We start from the raw sequence: 17,500 nt of genomic DNA, 5'->3' as shown, positions 1-17,500 counted from the left end.
ATAAAAATTATTATTTTTGACGCTTAATTTTCAATACAAGACCTTGATAAAAAACGGCTTCAAAAATACTTTACATATTTTAATTATCCTAATTTTTAACAGTTTTTTAGCACAAAATACATCATTAAAACAGGTTAAAAATATCAAGGATAGCGTAGCGGTGTCTCCTAAGGATACATTGCCACAGAAGGAGTTTATAGAAGGGCAAGTGAAGATGAAGGCGGATTATAACCGCAATGATATTCCTAAAAAAAATGTCTTATCTCAATAAAAACGCCCAAGTGCAGTATTTGGATATGACGATAGATGCGGATTATATCTCCATCAACTGGGAGACTGGCGATATTTTTGCCCGTGGTGAGCAAGATGAGCAAGGTAAGATTATCCATCCTGCTACCTCTACCCAAGCGGGTAAAAAATACGAATATAACGAGGTTAAATTCAACTTTAAAAATAAAAGAGCCATCGCCTATAATGCCCGCACTGAGGAGCAAGAGGGCGTGATTGTCGCTCAAAAAACCAAAAAGGTGAACGACTCTATTTTTTTTTATGCGGAATGGGCTCTACACCACAGATGAAATGTTCATCAAGAAAAAAGACACCGTGGCAGACTATTACTTGCTGGCGCCCAACATTAAACTCATCAAAGGGAAAGAAAACTCCCGAGTGATTACAGGCCCCATCCAAATGTATATAGAGCGAGTGCCTACGCCATTGGTGCTGCCTTTTGCTATTTTGCCATTTTCGGAAAAGAGAACGGCAGGGATTTTAATTCCCAGCTTTGGGGAGCGAGAAGACGTGGGCTTCTTCCTCAATAATTTAGGCTATTACCAGCCCATTGGCGAGCATTTTGACCTTAAAACCTATTTTGATTTTTATACCAAAGGCAGTTGGAACATCCGCCCCGAGTTGGGATATAAGAAAAATTACAAATACAGCGGTAGTTTTTCTGCGGATATCGGCACCACCGTGCGAGGCATCAAGGGCTTAGATGATTACTCCAAATCCAATACTTATAGAGTGGCTTGGCGCCACCAACAGGATACGAAAGCCAATCCTTTTTTCAACTTTTCGGCATCGGTGGATATGGTGAGCAGCAAGTTTTATAACAATACCATTAACAATAATTATATCTTCAACCAAGATGTGCTCCGAACGCAGCAAAACTCGTCCATCAGCGTTACGAAACGATTTCTAACCCTGCCGATCATCATTACGGGGAGCGCTTCTTATTCTCAAAATTTTACCACTGGCGAAGCCAATATCCGCTTGCCACAGCTCAATGTAGCGGTTAATCAGTTTTACCTCTTTAAGCCTAAAACAGGCGTGCGACAAGGGCTGATTGAAAACATCAATGTGAACACAGGTTTGGCGCTCAACAATTATGTGAATATTGCCCAAGGCGAGGCTTTCACCAAAGCGATGTGGGATAAAATGCAAACAGGGATTAAAATTCCAGTTTCTCTGTCTACCAACACGACGGTGTTTAAATATTTTACCTTCTCTCTCGGCGTAAATATGGAGAATGTGCTCACCACCAAGACACTCCACAAAACCTACGACCCTATTAAGGACAAGGTGGTGGATAATTACCAAAAAAACATCGCGGGATTTACCACTTTTTCCACTTCGGCGAGTTTACAAACCATGCTTTATGGACAGGCTAATTTTAAAAAATCCTCATTAATACAAGCGATTAGGCATACCATTTCGCCGAGTGTTAGCTTTTCGTACACACCAGATTTTAGCCAAACCAATTGGGGCTATTACCAAAATTATTATGCCGCAGATGGTGCCATTACGCCGTATTCTATATTTGATGGCGGTGTTTTTGGATCGCCTTCCCGAGGGCTATCGCAGTCTATAGGTTTTAATATCAATAATAATTTGGAGATGAAAGTCCGCTCTAAATCCGACTCCACAGGGGTTAAAAAAGTGAAGATTTTTGAAAATATCAACATCTCTGGAGGGTATAATTTTGCAGCGGAAAAATTCAAATGGTCTATGATTAACATCAGCTCCCAGTCTTCATTCCTGAATAATCAGCTCAATGTGAATACCAGTTTATCGTTAGACCCTTATCAAATCGTTTATGAACCTGGTGCTACCACGGGCACGCGGCTTGAAAATTTTGGACATTTTAGCGTTCAAGGCTTTAACATTCAGTTGTCTTATCCGCTGTCCAACGCTATTTTCCAAAGCAAAGACAAGAAAAAAAAGGAATACAAAACCCGAGGTGCTGTTATGCAAGAGGTCTATCAGTTTGATGATCAGCATTATGCCTACTTTGAGCAGCCTTGGAATTTAAGCATCAATGCCAATTATAGTTATTCCCGCTCTCTTTCTAAATTTGGGACGAAAGTGGGTGCCATTGGTTTAAATGGAAATATCAAGCTAACGCCGTACTGGAGCCTTAATGGCAGTACCAATTATGATTTCATCAACAAAACTTGGGGCTACACCAGATTGGGCTTTTCAAGAGACCAGCGGAGTTTTACCATCAATTTTAATTGGGTGCCTTTTGGGGCGTACAAAGTTTATGATTTCTTTATTGGGATAAAAGCCAATATTTTACGAGATGCCGTGAAGTACGAAGACCGAAGTTTCCCACAGACTGGAGATTTTTAGTGCCGCCTATTGAAAAAATATTATATTTGTAATCTTAAAAGTTTAAAAATGAAAACCATTATATCCACAACAGGAGCGCCAGCCGCCATCGGACCTTATGCACAAGCCAATATGGTGCAGGGCGTGCTGTATATCTCTGGGCAAATCCCCATCAACCCAGAGACAGGCGAGGTAGAGCAAGGCATAGAAGCACAAACCCATAGGGTGATGAGGAATTTAGTCGCCATACTATCTGCAGCGGGCTTGTCTTTTTCTCATGTGGTGAAAGCCACGATTTTCCTCCAAGATATGAACGATTTTGAGGTGGTCAATGGCATCTATGCTTCTTATTTAGATGAAACGATGCTCCCCGCGAGAGAAACCATTCAAGTGAGCCGATTACCGAAAGGGGTGAGTGTGGAAATTTCTATGATAGCACATCAATTCTAATGGATTTTTTAAGAAATACCATAGGCGTTTTGTTGGGGCTCGCGGTGGCGGGGCTCATCATTACCTTTGGCATCAGGCTCAATCCATCGTGGATTAGCGGTGAGGCTTTCTCGCCGTTTGAACAATGGGAGCGCGTGCTTTTTAAGGTAAGGCATCAGGATTCTTTTTTTGTGGTGCTGTTGTTTTCTTCAGGGATTGCCGCTACGGTGGGCGGTGTGGTGACTGCCATAGTGGTTAAATACGCCAAAGTGGCTTATGCCATTCTCATCGGATTTATCTTATTATTTTTAGCGATGTTAGATGTGATGATTTTCCCTTATCATCCTACTTTTTATAAAATCGCGATATTTTTAATCTTTTTCCCATTCTCTTGGCTCGGCGGCAAGATTGTGGAAGTCCTCTACGAGAAGAATAGAAAAAAGAAAATACCGCCAAAAGCATAGCGTCATCATAATGTATTAAGTAAAAAACAAAAAACCTTCCTCATCATTGAGGAAGGTTTTTCTATGGTCTTATGAAAAATTGGTGTGACTATATTAAGGCATATTGAAACCTCTGCTGGTCAGTCTGCCGTACACATCTAAAAACTTGATGGATACAGGACCTTTGTAACCGCTAAGGATTTTCTCAATGTCTTTTTGAGAGTTTACAGGTTTGCCATTCACTTCTGTGATGATGTAGTTATTGTCTATCCCTGTTTTGGTGGCCAGTAGGCTGTTTTCCTCTAAGTTGGTGACTACAACACCACTTTTTAGACCATAATAAACCTTATTATCCTCACTAAGTGGCTGGAACTGGGCACCTAATTTTTCAATAACAGTTAAGTCCGCTTTAGTACGAGTTTTGGTATTCCCTTTTTGATCTTTTAGAGTTGCCGTAACAGTATAGGTTTTACCATTTCTTAGGTAGGTTACACTCACCTCATCGCCAGGTCTTTTTCTACCAATAGCTAAAGAAAGGTCGGCATAATCAGAAATATTTTGATTGTCTATTTTAGTGATAATATCTCCTTTTCTGATACCAGCATCCTCCGCACCGCTGTTGTCGGAAGTATTGATAACATACACACCACTGCCTATTTTTAGGTTGGTTTTCTCATTCTGATTGTAGTTTTTTACTGCCATTTCATCAGAAAGGTTTAAAACATTAACACCTAAGAAACCACGCTGTACCATTCCGAATTTTTTGATGTCTTCCACTACTTTTCTAGCAAGATTAGAGGGTACGGCGAAGCCATAACCTTCATAGTATCCAGAAGAAGAGGAAATTGCGGAATTAATACCCACCAAATCTCCATTGATGTTCACTAAGGCACCACCACTATTACCACGGTTGATAACGGCATCGGTCTGGATAAAGCTTTCAATAGGTGTTTTAGATTGTTGTCTTAGCAAATCGATGCTTCGCCCTTTGGCAGAAACGATCCCTGCGGTTACTGTAGAGTTAAGCCCCAAAGGGTTACCCACAGCCACTACCCATTGCCCAACTTCTAACAAATCCGAATTGGCAAAGTTAAGATAAGGCAAGCCGCTATCTTCTATTTTTAACAAAGCAATGTCGGTAGAAGGGTCGGTTCCGATGAGCTTTGCTACATAGGTTTTTTTATTGTTAAGGGTCACTTCCAGTTTGTTAGCCCCTGCCACCACATGGTTGTTAGAGATGATGTAGCCATCAGGAGAGATGATAACGCCAGAACCCAAGCCAGAAGGCATATCCTGAGGCATCTGCTGTTGCTGTCTTCTCTGTTGGCTTCTACCAAAAGGATCGCCAAAGAATAAATCAAATAAATCTTGGTCAGAAGCGCCTTGTCTTCTATTGCTGTTGTTTTGATAGTTCTTAATGGTAACCACGGCGGGTACGGTGGTTTTTGCCGCCTTCACGAAATTATTGCTTATTGCCGCTGCATTAAGGCTTGCAAATTGGCTATCGCTTTTCGCAGTGTGGAAGTAAGAGGTATCTTCAGTTTTGTCTTTGTGAAAATACTCTATAGTCCCGAAAGTTGTTGCGGCAGAGATCACCCCTACGGCAGCTAACGGAAGTAGTTTTTTAATATTATTTCTCATCTTGTCTTAATTTAATTGTTCTCAACTTGTTTAACAAATACTATGCAAAAATAAGTCAAAGTATTTTTTATTTGGTGGTGTGTTGGTCGTATTTAACTAATTTTTAACAAGGATTAAGATTTATTTTGAAATAATACTTGCTTTAGCTCTATTTTTGTGATGATTTTTTAAGTGTCAAATTGTCAGTTGTTGGTTTTCTGTGCCAAGTCTCGGTAGCTTTTAGGAGAAATGCCCACAATCTTTTTGAAAACCTACGCAAAATGAGAAGGCGTTTGGAAATTCAGCTCATAGGCAATCTCTGCAATGGTCTTATCGCCTTGTAGTAGGTGTTTGCTGTGGTTGATGTCCACCTCATTGATCCACTGTTTAGGGCTTTTGCCTGTTACTTCTTTTAAGCATTTGTTGAGGTAGTTTTCGGTAACGCCCATTTTATCTGCGTAGAAGAGTACCTTTTTTTCTTCCTTATGGTATTCATACAGCAAATTACGAAACTGAAAGGAAACCTCCATAGCGCGGCTGATATTCTTAGGATATTTGTCTGTTTGCTGTAACATTTTGGGCAAGACAATATGCAGGTAGGAACGGACAATTTCGTTATCTCTATAATGGCTGATGAGCAGCTCATACTCCATTAATTCTAATGTTTTGATGAAATGGCTAAACCCAATATACTGAGAGTTAAAATAAGGCGGAATAAAGGATAGTTTAGACGGATTAAGCGCAAAATTAGGGTGGCTATATACCTCGTTTTCATAAATGAGAAAGTAGCCCTTTGCATTACTATCTATCTCCAAAGTTGCGGTAATAGAACCTTGGCGAATGTATAAAAATTCCCCAGCGTTCACGGTAAATGCCTCACCATCTGAATGCTGTTTTATATAACCTTTTGTTACAAATAGCAAGAAGTTAAAGGTAGTACGGTAGGGTTTTACAGGGATGAGAATATCCCGAAGATAAAACTCTAAACGGTACAGTTGGATATTGGAGCGGTTGTTGAGAATTTCTTCCGTAATGTTAGGTAAGAACAGCCGCTTGTATTCAAAATTGCTAAGGATACGAATCTCTTCTGGGTCTTTCATCGGTTATTGTGATAAGGAAAAGGGCGTTCTCTTGAGGTCAAGATATGGCTTGCAGAGAACACCCTTTTATGATTTAAAATTTAACAAATACCCCTGTTTTAATAAAGAAAGGCGTACCTGGGGTATAGGTGAGGTCTGTAATCGGTTGAGGCTCTCCGCGGAGTTGTGTTTCCGTAGCGAACTGCGCTTCGTTCCATTTTACATTGAAGAGGTTCTGGATTTGTACAGAAATACCCCATCTTGGGCGCGTGTAGGAGAGGAGCAAATCGTTTACAAAATAAGATTTTGTGGTGATGCTGTTGTCTTCTACAGCTGGGTTTTGTCCCATCATACGGTATTGCAGATTTGCCGTAAAACCATTGAGGAAATCCCAACCGATACCGCCCGTGCTTACCCATACAGGTGCCAATGGAATATAATTTTCACCTTGAGGCTCGTGGATAAATCTGGCGTGGGCATAGCTAACATCAGCATTAAAATAAAGATGTTTATTCGGTTGATAGCGGATTCCTAAGTCTGCGCCCAATCTTCGGGTACTGCCAGAAGGCTCTACCACCGCCTCATCTCCTACATAGACAAACTCTTGCTGCAGGTAGGTGTACCAAATGGTAGGTGTAATGATTAAACTCTCAGTAGGTTTTAGGCGCACCCCAAAATCAGCACCGATGCTGTATGGCAGAATATTTTTCCCCTTTTGAGCAATAACCACACGGATATCATTAGAATGGAAGCCCATTCCAGATTTTAAGAACCATAGCGCATTAGGGCTTTGTTCATAGGAAATATCCAGTTTAGGGCTAATGGCGGTTTTGCTTTCATCTTCGGAGATAGGGAGCCCTTGGTGGAGGCGGTCCTGAAGATTAAAAATAAAATGATCCGCTCTTAGGGCAGGGCTGAGGGTCCAACCATCTTTTCTCCAAGTGAACCCCGCATAGGCGTGGATGTTGGTTTCTCTACCGAAGACATCAGAAAGGGTGCCCAAGAGTTCATTGCGCTGGTGCACTCGGTTGAGGCGTAGGGTGTTGATGACATCATGGCGGAAGCCTGCTCCTGCTGTCCAAGTGATATGATCTGTGTTTTTGGTCCATTTACTTTCGCCACCGAAGATGTGTCTGCCATCGGTCTGTTGGATTTCATCACCTTGAGTTGGGTTTTCCATATAGAAAGTAAAATTAGAAAAGAGGTTAAAGGCATAGCGGCTATACCAGAGGCTGCTTTCCCAATTTTCGCCCTCGCCGAGGTTTTGTTTATATTGAAGCAAAGCATTGATGCGGTGTGTGCTGCCGCCTTCGGTGGGGTCTATGCTGCCCCAACGGCTGATGATGCCCTCTTCCACGGCGCGCGTAGGGATTTGCCCAGAGGCGTTCCACGCGGAACTAAAGGCGCTCACCTGCAAGTTGAGGTATTGCGTAGGGCTGAGCCAGCGGTTGTATTTACCAAAAAAGTTAATTCTGTTGAAGTTTTGTTTTACATCAAAAGGACCATCCGTGTAGTTGTAGGAGGCGGCTACATAGGCATTTTCTGTTTTATAATCATCTTTGATGAGGTTCAGCTGCGTGTAGAGGCGCTGGGTGTTGAAGCTGCCTGTCTCCAACTTGACCATACTATAAGGCAAGGCTGTATAAGTATGGAAATCCACATAACCAGAGGTGTTGAAGTCCCCTCTATCGGCATAATAAGCCCCTTTGCCAAAATCAATGGTGTTGATGGTTTCTGGGATGAGGAAATGCAAATCTGCATAGCCTTGTCCGTGCGCGTGGGACACGATGTTCACAGGCATACCATCAGCATAGACCGCAACATCTGTTCCGTGGTCAGAGTCAAAACCTCTTAGGAAGAGCTGCTCCGCCTTGCCGCCGCCTGCGTGCTGGGCGATAAATAGCCCTGGAACTTTGCGCAGGAGGTCTTGGGAGGTATTTACAGGGATTTTGTTGAGGTCTATTTTAGCAATAGTTTTCGTAAAATCATTGCCCCTTAGCAGAACTTCCTTAATCGCGATGGTTTTTTCTTTGCCAGAAAGGCTGTCTTTTTGTTCTTGTGCGCTCATAGTGGCGCTACATAAAGTAGCTAATGCTACAATAGCAAAATGTTTTTGATTCATAGATATTATTTTTTGTAAAGGTACGGTTGTTTCTAATAGCAAGCTACATTTTTAGGGCTGTATTTTATCACTATGGTAAAGTTTCGTCTTAATTTCTCTCCTAAAAAATGCTAAATATTTTTTATGCTCTCAATTATTTTTGTATTTTAGCATTACCATTTGTTGAGCAAGTGTCTCAATAGTAAAGAGTAGTTTTTTCATTTTTTGTGATCCCCTATTTTTGTTTTATCGCTTATGATAATATAAAGATAGGGGATTGCTTTTTCTTATCAATGAAAGTCCTCTGGTTCATTGGTATACTGGATGCTCATTGTTTTAAGACTCTTGCTTTTTGGTAGGGATTAGATTTTTCAAAAGTAGTGTTACCCATGTTCCTGCCACAAAAGGGAAAGTGAACACGCCACCAAAATCATCTAAGATATGGGTTTCTACAAAAGCAATGTTAAGCACCCAAGTACTCACCACCGCAACGAGCACCCACAGTCCGTCCATCTTTTTCCACCCTGCAAAGACAATGGCGGAAAGCACCACATTAAAGCTGAAAAACCCTAAGTGTACCGTTTCCGAAGGTTCCCCATAATGATGGGAGAGGGATGCCCCCAATAGCGAGGCAAATAGGCCATATAGCGCTGCCGCAGGGTTGTTGATGAATACCGCAATAAAAAACAATACGCCAGAGATAAAGCCCCCTTGGAAAATCACCTCGCCAAAACCGTTGGTAGAGGTCGCAAAATCGTCTAAATCTGTGATGGGGGGTGCTGCAGATAGCGCTTGCGAAGGAGCGATATGGGTAAATTTATGCAAGACAAACATCAGCCCCCAAGTAATGAGGATAAAAGGTAAGGTAAACACAGGAATTTTCTTTACAAAAAAGAAATGCTGGATCACGGCAGCCAGAGCTCCACCAATGATAACCAGTGCCCAAATGAGCGGCGTGGCTTCAAAGAGGAAAGTTAGGGCAACACCAACCAGCGCGGCACTAAAGCCATAGAGTCCTTGCTTTATTTCTTCCTCATCGTATTTTAAAAACTGAGCGGTCAGCGTCCCCGAGGCAGTGGCTAAGATGGCGGCAATCCCCATCTCCCAACTGCCTAAGAAGATTCCGATGATAAATAACAACCCCGTAAGGCTATTTTCTTGCAATATAATCTGCCTCATACCTTTAAGGATTTTATCTACAAATGGAGCTTGTTTTGCTAATGATTTCATATCGTTTTTTCAATGTTTTTTATGTTATTATTTGATTTGATCGGTTCTATCGCAATGCGTTGAGGGCTTTAAAACACACCCTGTCGGTATTAAATTAAGGGTTACAGGCTTTAAAGCACACCCTGTCGGCATTAAATTAGACCCTATTGGGTATTAAATTAAGGGTTGCAGGCTTTAAAACATACCCTATCGGTATTAAATTAGACCCTATTGGGTATTAAATTAAGGGTTGCAGGCTGTAAAGCATACCCTATTGGTATTAAATTAGACCCTATTGGGTATTAAATTAGATCCTATTGGGTATTAAATTAAGGGTTGCAGGCTGTAAAGCATACCCTATTGGTATTAAATTAGACCCTATTGGGTATTAAATTAGATCCTATTGGGTATTAAATTAAGGGTTGTAGGCTTTAAAACACACCCTATCGGTATTCAATCAAACCCTAATGGCTTCTTTTTTTTGAGGAATATGGTATCTATAATAGGATAGAAATTCTTTTTTCTACCATTCCTACCAATCTAAGAAGAGCACCCCGATGCCGCAGAGGGTGACCACAGCACCGCTAATCACATTCATATACCGTTCTATTTTGTCGGACTGTACCAAGGTATAGCCGTACCTTCCCAAGAGCCCCATCACAAGTATTGTGAGAACGGTGGTTAGTGTAAATGCTGTGATGAGGACAATAATTTCAGTGACAGAATGCTTGGTGCCAGAGTAAAACAACAGCGGAATTAGTGGTTCACTGGGCCCCATCACGAAGATGGCAAATAGCACCAGTGGCGTCACCTTCACTCGGTTCTGTGGCATTACCATTTCGCCGTGGTTGTGCTCATAGACATAGATATCTTCACCCATAACATCAAAATGCTTGTGTGGTTTATTACGATAGGCTTGCACTATGGCATAGAGGAGATAGCCCACGCCAAAGATGAGCAACACCCAACCCGAAAAATGACCTTGTATGCCTTGGAACCACGAAATTTTATCCAGCTGCCAGCCTAAAAATACACCGATAAGCCCCAAAATAACAGAGCTGAGGATGTGTCCAAAGCCACACAGTACCACCCAAAAGATGGTTTTGCTTTGGCTCCACTGTTTGGAGCGAGATAGCACGATGAGGAGCAAATAATGGTCTGGACCAGAAGCTGTATATATAAAGCTAATAGAGACAGCGGTAATGACCAATGCCCATAAGGTTGTATCCATAGTTTATTCCGTTTTGGTTAGTGTGTTCTCCCAGAGGAGTTCTTGGATTTCTAAAAAGAATTGATAGAGCGCCTCGTCGCCTTGCCCTAAAGCTCTAACTACCAAACCTCCTTGCTGCATTAGAGAAACGTCCACTTCCATATCTGCTTGATGAGAGGAAAGCGTATAAATCTGTTCTGCCAATTCTGGGAGGTGGTCTTCTACTGTCATTTTCAGATGGTAATGGTCGCCACTGAGGATCCCTGGCGAGGAGCTCATCACCATAGCGTAGAGTTTGCCATCATTCTTGCGCTGCCCCGTGGGCACCACTCTAAATGGTAGGGTAACAAAAGTGTCTTTAAGGTAAGACTGTTGGTTTTTATACCCTGCAATAATATTTAAGTGACAATCCATGATTATCTTACCAATTGAGGTTCTTCTATATCTTCTAAAAGGGCATATTTTTTAATCCAGCCGATAACGGATTCTAAGCCTTCATCGGTTTTGAGGTTGGTGAAGACAAAAGGTTCTCCGCCGCGCATTCTTCGGGCATCGTTCTCCATGACCTCTAAGCTGGCTCCCACATACGGTGCTAAGTCAATTTTGTTGGTAATGCCAGGGCCGCCTTTTCTTGGGATTTTCTCGCCCTCTGCTACATCAATAATAAAGATGGTAACATCTGCTAAATCTGGGCTAAAGGTGGCAGAAAGGTTATCACCTCCACTTTCAATCAGGATAAGCTCAATGTCTGGAAAACGATTGACCAGATCATCTACAGCTTCTAAATTCATACTGGCATCTTCTTGGATAGCGGTGCGCGGGCAGCCACCAGTTTCTACCCCAATGATGCACTCTTGTGGAAGGAGGCTGTTTTTTGCCATAAACTCGGCGTCTTCTTTGGTGAGATATCATTGGTAATCACGCCTAAGTTATAGCCTTTCATCATATGGTGGCTAAGGCGTTCTAAAAGGGCTGTTTTTCCTGAGCCTACGGGATCTGCTACCCCTACTTTAATGTATTTTCTTTCGGTATTCATTATGGTTTAGTATTAAATTGTTATGGTAATTTTGTTTGATGTTTTGTGATGATTTGTGATGATTTTTTTTAAGACATATACAATCTTGAATATAGCCTTTCGTGCTGCATACAGCGGATGTCAAATGCAGGATTGCATAAACCTACAAGCTCTCGGTCTAAGGCGAGGGTTTCTTGGGCTACGGTTTCCATAACTGGCTGCAAGCGGAAGAGCATATCCTGACCATCTAACTGCCCCAGTGGCACCAGCTTAACGGCATTAGTGATCAATACCCACGGCAGAGGTGTAGTAGAAGGCAAATATCGCCTCGTGGAGCGGAATCTGCATCAGTTGAGCAAATAGCCCAAAGACGATACAGTAATGGGTTTCTGCAGTTTTATCCTTGATGCATTGTTCATAGTCTCGGAGGAAATCAAAATCCCGATGTCTTTGGAAAATCTTAACCACTCTAAGCCCCAGTTTTTGGCTGGCTTCTCGGATTTCGCGAGGGCATTTTAGTGCGGTGCATTCCTCATCTAAGGCTAAGAGGGCACTGAGGTCTTTTCTCTCGGCGGCTTCGTAGGCTAAGCGGACAAAGGCACCATCATTATACTTCATATTAAACTGAAGCATATTGCGCACGAAGGTCTCTGCAGAGGCTACATCTTTCACGATTTTTTTCTGCACATAGGTTTCCAATCCGTTCGAGTGGGTATAGCCACCAATGGGGAGGGTAGGGTCTGCCAAGTGCAAGAGGTTACCTAAAAATGAAGTTTGCATAGAGGTTATTCTTTAGATGAAGCTAAATTGAGTATTTTGGTAAATAACGAAGTGCCACTGCCACCGTGTGCATGCGGTTCCACATTAGATTTGAGGAGGTTGAGCAGCTTTAGCGTTTCCTTTTGAGGTTGGTAGCTACTGGTTTCTAACCATCGGAACATAGGGTGCTCAAAGGGCATCAGCACGCGGTTATCTTGAATGAAAAGCGGCATATGCTTATTCTCGATTTCGTAGCAAACCGTGCCCATTTCCAGCATAGATTGTGGGGTGAGGACAATGGCTTCTGTTTCCAAAATATTAACGACAATAGCGGACTGACTGCTCATCGGTGTAGAGAATATCGCCCTCGTGGAGGCGCTGCCCCTCTCGTAAGAATTTGATAGCGATGTCTTTGCCATTGCGCGTCCGTTTGCGCTGTATTTTTTTGGTGGTTTCAAACCATTGTAAGTCTAAATAATCAATGGTTTTGCCCTCGATGGGCGTATCGGCGATATTGCCAATGGCTTGGTTGATGAGCATAGCTGTTTTCTTCTAAGGTTAAAGGTTTTGGAAATCCCTGTGCCGAAGGTGGTGCCGCTAAGTCCTGCCACGGTATCTGTAGTCCAACCAGCGCTGTTTTTAGTGGAAAGTAGGGACAGCTCACCAAATTTGAATTTAACCGACCAACCGTTGCCTAAAAATAAGGCTAACATAGGGTAGGCTCTCAAGCGGTAGCCGTTATATTTTTCATTATTTTGTTCGCCCCATACATAGTGTGCATCAAGCTGAGCGATTAGCCCAAAATATTTGCCTAACATAACAGAGGGGCTATACCAAAGGCCGACTTCTTTTTGACGGTTGGTGGTGGTACCATTCACTGCATTTTGGGAAAACGCAAAATTAACCCCAATTAAGTCGTTATTATTGATGAAATATCCCACTCCAATAGGAATGCCTGCGCCAGGATCAGTGCTGAAGTTAGAACTGCTCCCCGTTGGGGTATTGGTTTTAGAGTAATCCAAAGCGCCGTAGATTAAGATATTGCCTTTGGAGCCTGGTTCATCTGCTCCTATACGGTGTCCGAAGAGTTGTGCGTTCGCCGTCTGCCATCCTAAAAGGGTAAATAAGGCAAGACTGGCTATTTTGATTGGTTTTAAAATTGACATTATTTTCTGTTTTTTAATGATAAAGAAGAAGATAAAGCCCACCCGAAGACGAGCTTTATCCTTGTTTAAGGTTTAGAATAAGTAATGCAATTGAGCCAATGGAAGTTTTTCTGCTGGTTCACAGGTAATCCATTCTCCGTCTACGGTTACTTTATAATTTTCTGGGTTAACCTCAATTGTTGGGGTTTTATCATTGTGGATCAAGTTGGCTTTAGAGATACCACGGCAGTTGCTTACGGGAAGAACCAATTTCTGCAATCCGTATTCTGCGATGCTTCCGTTATCCAGAGAAGTTTTGGAAACAAAGGTAGCGCAAGTGCCATATTTAGCTCTACCGTGAGCACCAAACATATTGCGGTATACAATAGGCTGTGGTGTAGGGATAGAGGCGTTAGCATCTCCCATTTTGCTTGCGATAACAAAGCCGCCTTTAACAGTCATTTCTGGTTTTACTCCAAATAAGGCAGGTTTCCAAATCACGAGGTCTGCTATTTTGCCCACTGCAATGGAGCCCACATAGTTAGAGATACCGTGTGCAATAGCTGGGTTAATGGTGTATTTTGCCACATAGCGTTTCACACGGAAGTTATCATTGCCGTGTCCTTTGTCTTCTGCTAAATCGCCTCTTTGGTCGTGCATTTTGCTTGCGGTTTGCCAAGTTCTGGTAATAACCTCGCCTACGCGCCCCATAGCCTGAGAGTCTGAGCTCATAATACTGAACACTCCCATATCGTGGAGAATATCCTCCGCAGCAATGGTCTCTGGACGAATCCGAGAGTCTGCAAAGGCAACATCTTCAGGGATATTTTTGCTTAAGTGGTGGCATACCATCAGCATATCTAAGTGCTCATCAATGGTGTTTACTGTGTAAGGTTTTGTAGGGTTGGTAGAGGCTGGCAATACATTAGGATACATAGCTGCTTTGATGATGTCTGGTGCGTGTCCACCTCCTGCACCCTCGATGTGGAAGGTGTGAATAACTCTACCGTTAATGGCGTTCATTGTGTCTTCTAAGAAACCAGCTTCGTTAAGTGTATCGGTGTGGATAGCCACTTGCACATCGTATTGGTCGGCAACTTTTAGTGCGGCATCAATAACGGCAGGTGTAGCTCCCCAGTCTTCGTGGATTTTTACACCTAAAGCGCCTGCTTCTACTTGTTCTGCTAGGTATCTGTGGCAGAGCTGTTCCCCTTACCAAAAAATCCGAGGTTGATAGGGGATTCATCTGCAGCTTCTAACATTTTCTGAATGTTGAATTTCCCTGGGGTACAAGTGGTGGCATTCGTACCATCGTTAGGGCCTGTACCGCCGCCAATCATAGTGGTTACTCCGCTGTATAGTGCTGTTTCAATCTGCTGAGGGCAAATGAAGTGGATGTGGGTATCAATACCGCCTGCGGTTACAATGTAGCCATTACCGCCGTGTACTTCTGTAGATGCACCGATGACCATTCCTGGGGGTACGCCATCCATCGTGTCTGGGTTTCCTGCTTTACCGATGCCTACGATTTTTCCATCTTTGATACCGATGTCTGCTTTCACAATGCCCCAGTGGTCAATAATGGTAGCCCCAGTGATGCAGAGGTCTAAAACGCCTTCGTGTCTTTTAGCGGTAACATTTTGCCCCATACCATCGCGCACGGTTTTTCCTCCACCAAATATGGCTTCGTCTCCGTAGTGTACAAAGTCTTTTTCAATTCTTTTTAGGCTTTCGTCTTTTTTAGCTTCGGAGAGGATGCTGCCATCTACCAAATTATTGAAGCCTACAATTCTTTTATGTCCGCCTATTTCTACTAATTCTACTTCTTTTTCTTCGCCAGGTTCAAAACGAACGGCGGTACTTGCGACAATATTGAGTCTTTTACCAAAGGCTTGGGCTCTATCAAACTGCATGGCTTTGTTCACTTCAAAAAAGTGGTAGTGGGAGCCTACTTGTATAGGGCGGTCACCAGTGTTGGTGACTTTTAGTTTTACGGTGGCTCTGCCTTCATTACAAATGATGGTGCCTTCTTTTACAAAAATTTCTCCAGGAATCATTGTTTTTGGATTTTTTAGGTTAACGAATAGGGTTATGAACCGTTACGAGTTTAGTCCCGTCTGGGAAGGTGGCTTCTATCTGTACATCGTGAATCATCTCTGGAACGCCAGGCATGACATCTTTACGGGTAAGGACTTTGGCGCCATCTTGCATCAGTTGTGCTACTGATTTCCCATCTCTGGCACCTTCTAAAAGGTAGCTGCTGATAAGCGCTATAGCCTCTGGGTAGTTGAGTTTTAACCCACGGTCTTTTCTCTTTTGTGCTAATTCTCCTGCAAAGTGCAGCATTAGCTTCTCTGTTTCTCTTGGTGTTAAGTGCATTTTAATTAAAAATTTTAGTTAGAAGTATCAATTTATAGCCACTCAACACTCAAGGTTGAGGGCATCATTGGTCACAAGGAATCATACTAAATCTGCTACGATGAAAGGCATCAAGTAGAGATTATAGCAGAGTATAGGCGTGCGTAGCCGTGTAGATTAGTGGTAAAAAATGAAAGTGTGGAAGCGGAGGTATAAGGCTATATCATCAATGAAAAAGATATGAAGAAAGTTTAATATAGCCTTATTTTTTAGCCCTGCTTCTGATGTGATTTTTGAAATTTGATGGATGTACCCCGTAAGAAAAGTGATGTCCACAGTGGCGTGTTCATCTATGCTCAGTTCCTCAGTGTCTATCTCTCCGAAAAGGTTAGCGTGTCCTAAATCGTGAGTTTTAGGGACAGAATGAATGGAAGCCTGTTGGTTAAAGAAGTGTTTCTGTTGGGGTTTAGAAAGAGAAATCATCCCCACCATCATTGTGATGATGATAATCGTAATTGTGGATAATATGGATGAAATTGGGGTTCTCATTTCAATAGACAAGGGTAGACTAAAGCTTTTGGATTGTGCTGTCTTAAATAAAACTTTAATTATTCAAAATTGTTATAAAATAGAGGTGGTATCCCAAAACTATGTTAAAAATAACCTTAATTAAACCACTTATTATATTTTAAAAAGCCATTAAAAGCCCAATGTGCCGTATAGTATAGGGATTTAACGGTGGAAAAATTCATATAATCTTTATAAACCAAATATTGGTCTTTTATAATATTAGATTTTTTTCTGGATACACTATTGGAGTGCATTCTATACTTTGCCATCGTTTTGGGGAGCGGTAGCCCTTGTGGGATTTTTTTGAGCAAATTGAGCCACATAATATGGTCTTCACGCTTGGTCCCTTCAGGGAAAAATACTTTGCCCACGCGCTGGCTGTCGTACATAGATGAAAGGAGTGATAGCCGACAGGTCTTCAGTAAATTATTAAAAGTTACCACCTTGTCCGCTTGAAAATCGGCGATTTGCGGCACCATCTCTTCATTGCAACGGGCATAGTTAGAATATGCCAATTCGGCACGGTTGGCTTTCATAAACTGGAGCATCTTCTCTAAGAAATGAGGCGTCCAGAGGTCGTCGGCATCCAGAAAAGTAATGTATCTGCCTTTGGCTTTTTGTAGCGCTAAATTTCTGGCGTGTCCAGCGCCGCCATTGGTTTCTGTGGTGATGAGAATGATGCGTTCATCTGAATACTCTCGGATAATTTCCACGGAATGATCAGTGGAGTGGTCGTCAGAAATCAACCATTCCCAGTCTGTAAAAGTTTGATTAAGAACAGACTCTATGGTTTCTCTAATGAATTGAGAAGCGTTATAACAAGGCGTAATGATGGAAACTTCTGCCATGATTTTTCTTTTTGCAAAGATACGCAACTTGGGAGAGAACGCCGCTGGGCATAGAAAATATTTTTAGCGGAAACGGCGATATTTTCCAATCAAACTCTTAAATTTGT

The 17,500-nt window shown here is 42.3% G+C and carries 14 protein-coding genes and 5 pseudogenes; 3 read left to right on the top strand and 16 right to left on the bottom strand.

What is annotated here, in order from left to right:
• Positions 1 to 16 precede the first annotated feature (16 nt).
• The 3 genes and pseudogenes from NYR17_RS09325 to NYR17_RS09315 all read left to right on the top strand — a co-directional run bounded on the left by NYR17_RS09325 (position 17) and on the right by NYR17_RS09315 (position 3,500).
• Positions 17 to 2,628 (top strand): annotated as a pseudogene (locus NYR17_RS09325) (putative LPS assembly protein LptD).
• 48 nt (positions 2,629 to 2,676) lie between these two features.
• Positions 2,677 to 3,057 carry a Rid family detoxifying hydrolase gene (locus NYR17_RS09320; protein WP_302505430.1) on the top strand — a complete coding sequence of 127 codons (381 nt, stop codon included), beginning with the start codon at positions 2,677 to 2,679 and terminating at the stop codon, positions 3,055 to 3,057.
• A complete protein-coding gene (locus NYR17_RS09315) occupies positions 3,057 to 3,500 on the top strand; it encodes a hypothetical protein (RefSeq protein WP_302505429.1) in 444 nt (147 codons plus the stop codon). Before NYR17_RS09320 ends, NYR17_RS09315 begins: the two co-directional genes overlap by 1 nt.
• Positions 3,501 to 3,593: 93 nt before the next feature.
• On the opposite strand, the gene NYR17_RS09310 is transcribed toward NYR17_RS09315, so the two are convergent.
• The 16 genes and pseudogenes from NYR17_RS09310 to NYR17_RS09240 all read right to left on the bottom strand — a co-directional run bounded on the left by NYR17_RS09310 (position 3,594) and on the right by NYR17_RS09240 (position 17,393).
• The gene (locus NYR17_RS09310) at positions 3,594 to 5,120 is read right to left on the bottom strand and encodes a Do family serine endopeptidase (protein WP_302505428.1); all 1,527 of its coding nucleotides are present in this window, start codon (positions 5,118 to 5,120) and stop codon (positions 3,594 to 3,596) included.
• A 251-nt stretch (positions 5,121 to 5,371) separates the two neighbouring features.
• Entirely contained in the window at positions 5,372 to 6,199 is an 828-nt protein-coding gene (locus tag NYR17_RS09305; RefSeq protein WP_302505427.1) for an AraC family transcriptional regulator, read from the bottom strand.
• Positions 6,200 to 6,272: 73 nt separating this feature from the next.
• The gene (locus NYR17_RS09300; RefSeq protein ID WP_302505426.1) at positions 6,273 to 8,300 is read right to left on the bottom strand and encodes a TonB-dependent receptor; all 2,028 of its coding nucleotides are present in this window, start codon (positions 8,298 to 8,300) and stop codon (positions 6,273 to 6,275) included.
• Between the two features lie 315 nt (positions 8,301 to 8,615).
• On the bottom strand, positions 8,616 to 9,509 hold the full coding sequence (locus NYR17_RS09295) for an urea transporter (protein WP_302505425.1): 894 nt from the start codon (positions 9,507 to 9,509) through the stop codon (positions 8,616 to 8,618).
• Between the two features lie 511 nt (positions 9,510 to 10,020).
• Positions 10,021 to 10,719, bottom strand: coding sequence for an urease accessory protein UreH domain-containing protein (locus NYR17_RS09290; RefSeq protein ID WP_302505424.1), 699 nt, complete (start codon positions 10,717 to 10,719; stop codon positions 10,021 to 10,023).
• Positions 10,720 to 10,722: 3 nt separating this feature from the next.
• Positions 10,723 to 11,112: a hypothetical protein gene (locus NYR17_RS09285; protein WP_302505423.1), complete on the bottom strand. Its 390-nt coding sequence runs from the start codon at positions 11,110 to 11,112 to the stop codon at positions 10,723 to 10,725.
• Between the two features lie 2 nt (positions 11,113 to 11,114).
• Positions 11,115 to 11,734: pseudogene (ureG, locus tag NYR17_RS09280) on the bottom strand (urease accessory protein UreG).
• A 68-nt stretch (positions 11,735 to 11,802) separates the two neighbouring features.
• Positions 11,803 to 12,493 (bottom strand): annotated as a pseudogene (locus NYR17_RS09275) (urease accessory protein UreF).
• Between the two features lie 5 nt (positions 12,494 to 12,498).
• Positions 12,499 to 12,819 (bottom strand): hypothetical protein, encoded by a 321-nt coding sequence (locus NYR17_RS09270; protein ID WP_302505422.1) that lies wholly within the window; start codon positions 12,817 to 12,819, stop codon positions 12,499 to 12,501.
• Positions 12,791 to 13,012, bottom strand: coding sequence for a hypothetical protein (locus tag NYR17_RS09265; RefSeq protein ID WP_302505421.1), 222 nt, complete (start codon positions 13,010 to 13,012; stop codon positions 12,791 to 12,793). Before NYR17_RS09265 ends, NYR17_RS09270 begins: the two co-directional genes overlap by 29 nt.
• On the bottom strand, positions 12,943 to 13,638 hold the full coding sequence (locus tag NYR17_RS09260) for a hypothetical protein (protein ID WP_302505420.1): 696 nt from the start codon (positions 13,636 to 13,638) through the stop codon (positions 12,943 to 12,945). Before NYR17_RS09260 ends, NYR17_RS09265 begins: the two co-directional genes overlap by 70 nt.
• Positions 13,639 to 13,710: 72 nt before the next feature.
• Positions 13,711 to 15,335 (bottom strand): annotated as a pseudogene (ureC, locus tag NYR17_RS09255) (urease subunit alpha).
• Positions 15,324 to 15,674: pseudogene (ureB, locus tag NYR17_RS09670) on the bottom strand (urease subunit beta); the annotation flags it as partial. The pseudogenes ureC and ureB, both read right to left, overlap by 12 nt.
• 19 nt (positions 15,675 to 15,693) lie before the next feature.
• On the bottom strand, positions 15,694 to 15,996 hold the full coding sequence (gene ureA / locus NYR17_RS09250; protein ID WP_302505419.1) for an urease subunit gamma: 303 nt from the start codon (positions 15,994 to 15,996) through the stop codon (positions 15,694 to 15,696).
• A 156-nt stretch (positions 15,997 to 16,152) separates the two neighbouring features.
• Positions 16,153 to 16,524 carry a hypothetical protein gene (locus tag NYR17_RS09245; protein ID WP_302505418.1) on the bottom strand — a complete coding sequence of 124 codons (372 nt, stop codon included), beginning with the start codon at positions 16,522 to 16,524 and terminating at the stop codon, positions 16,153 to 16,155.
• Between the two features lie 116 nt (positions 16,525 to 16,640).
• On the bottom strand, positions 16,641 to 17,393 hold the full coding sequence (locus NYR17_RS09240; protein WP_302505417.1) for a glycosyltransferase family 2 protein: 753 nt from the start codon (positions 17,391 to 17,393) through the stop codon (positions 16,641 to 16,643).
• Positions 17,394 to 17,500: the final 107 nt, after the last annotated feature.

The organism is Riemerella columbina, from assembly GCF_030517065.1.
Taxonomy (GTDB): domain Bacteria; phylum Bacteroidota; class Bacteroidia; order Flavobacteriales; family Weeksellaceae; genus Riemerella; species Riemerella columbina_A.
This window is presented reverse-complemented; position numbering and strand designations above follow the sequence as displayed.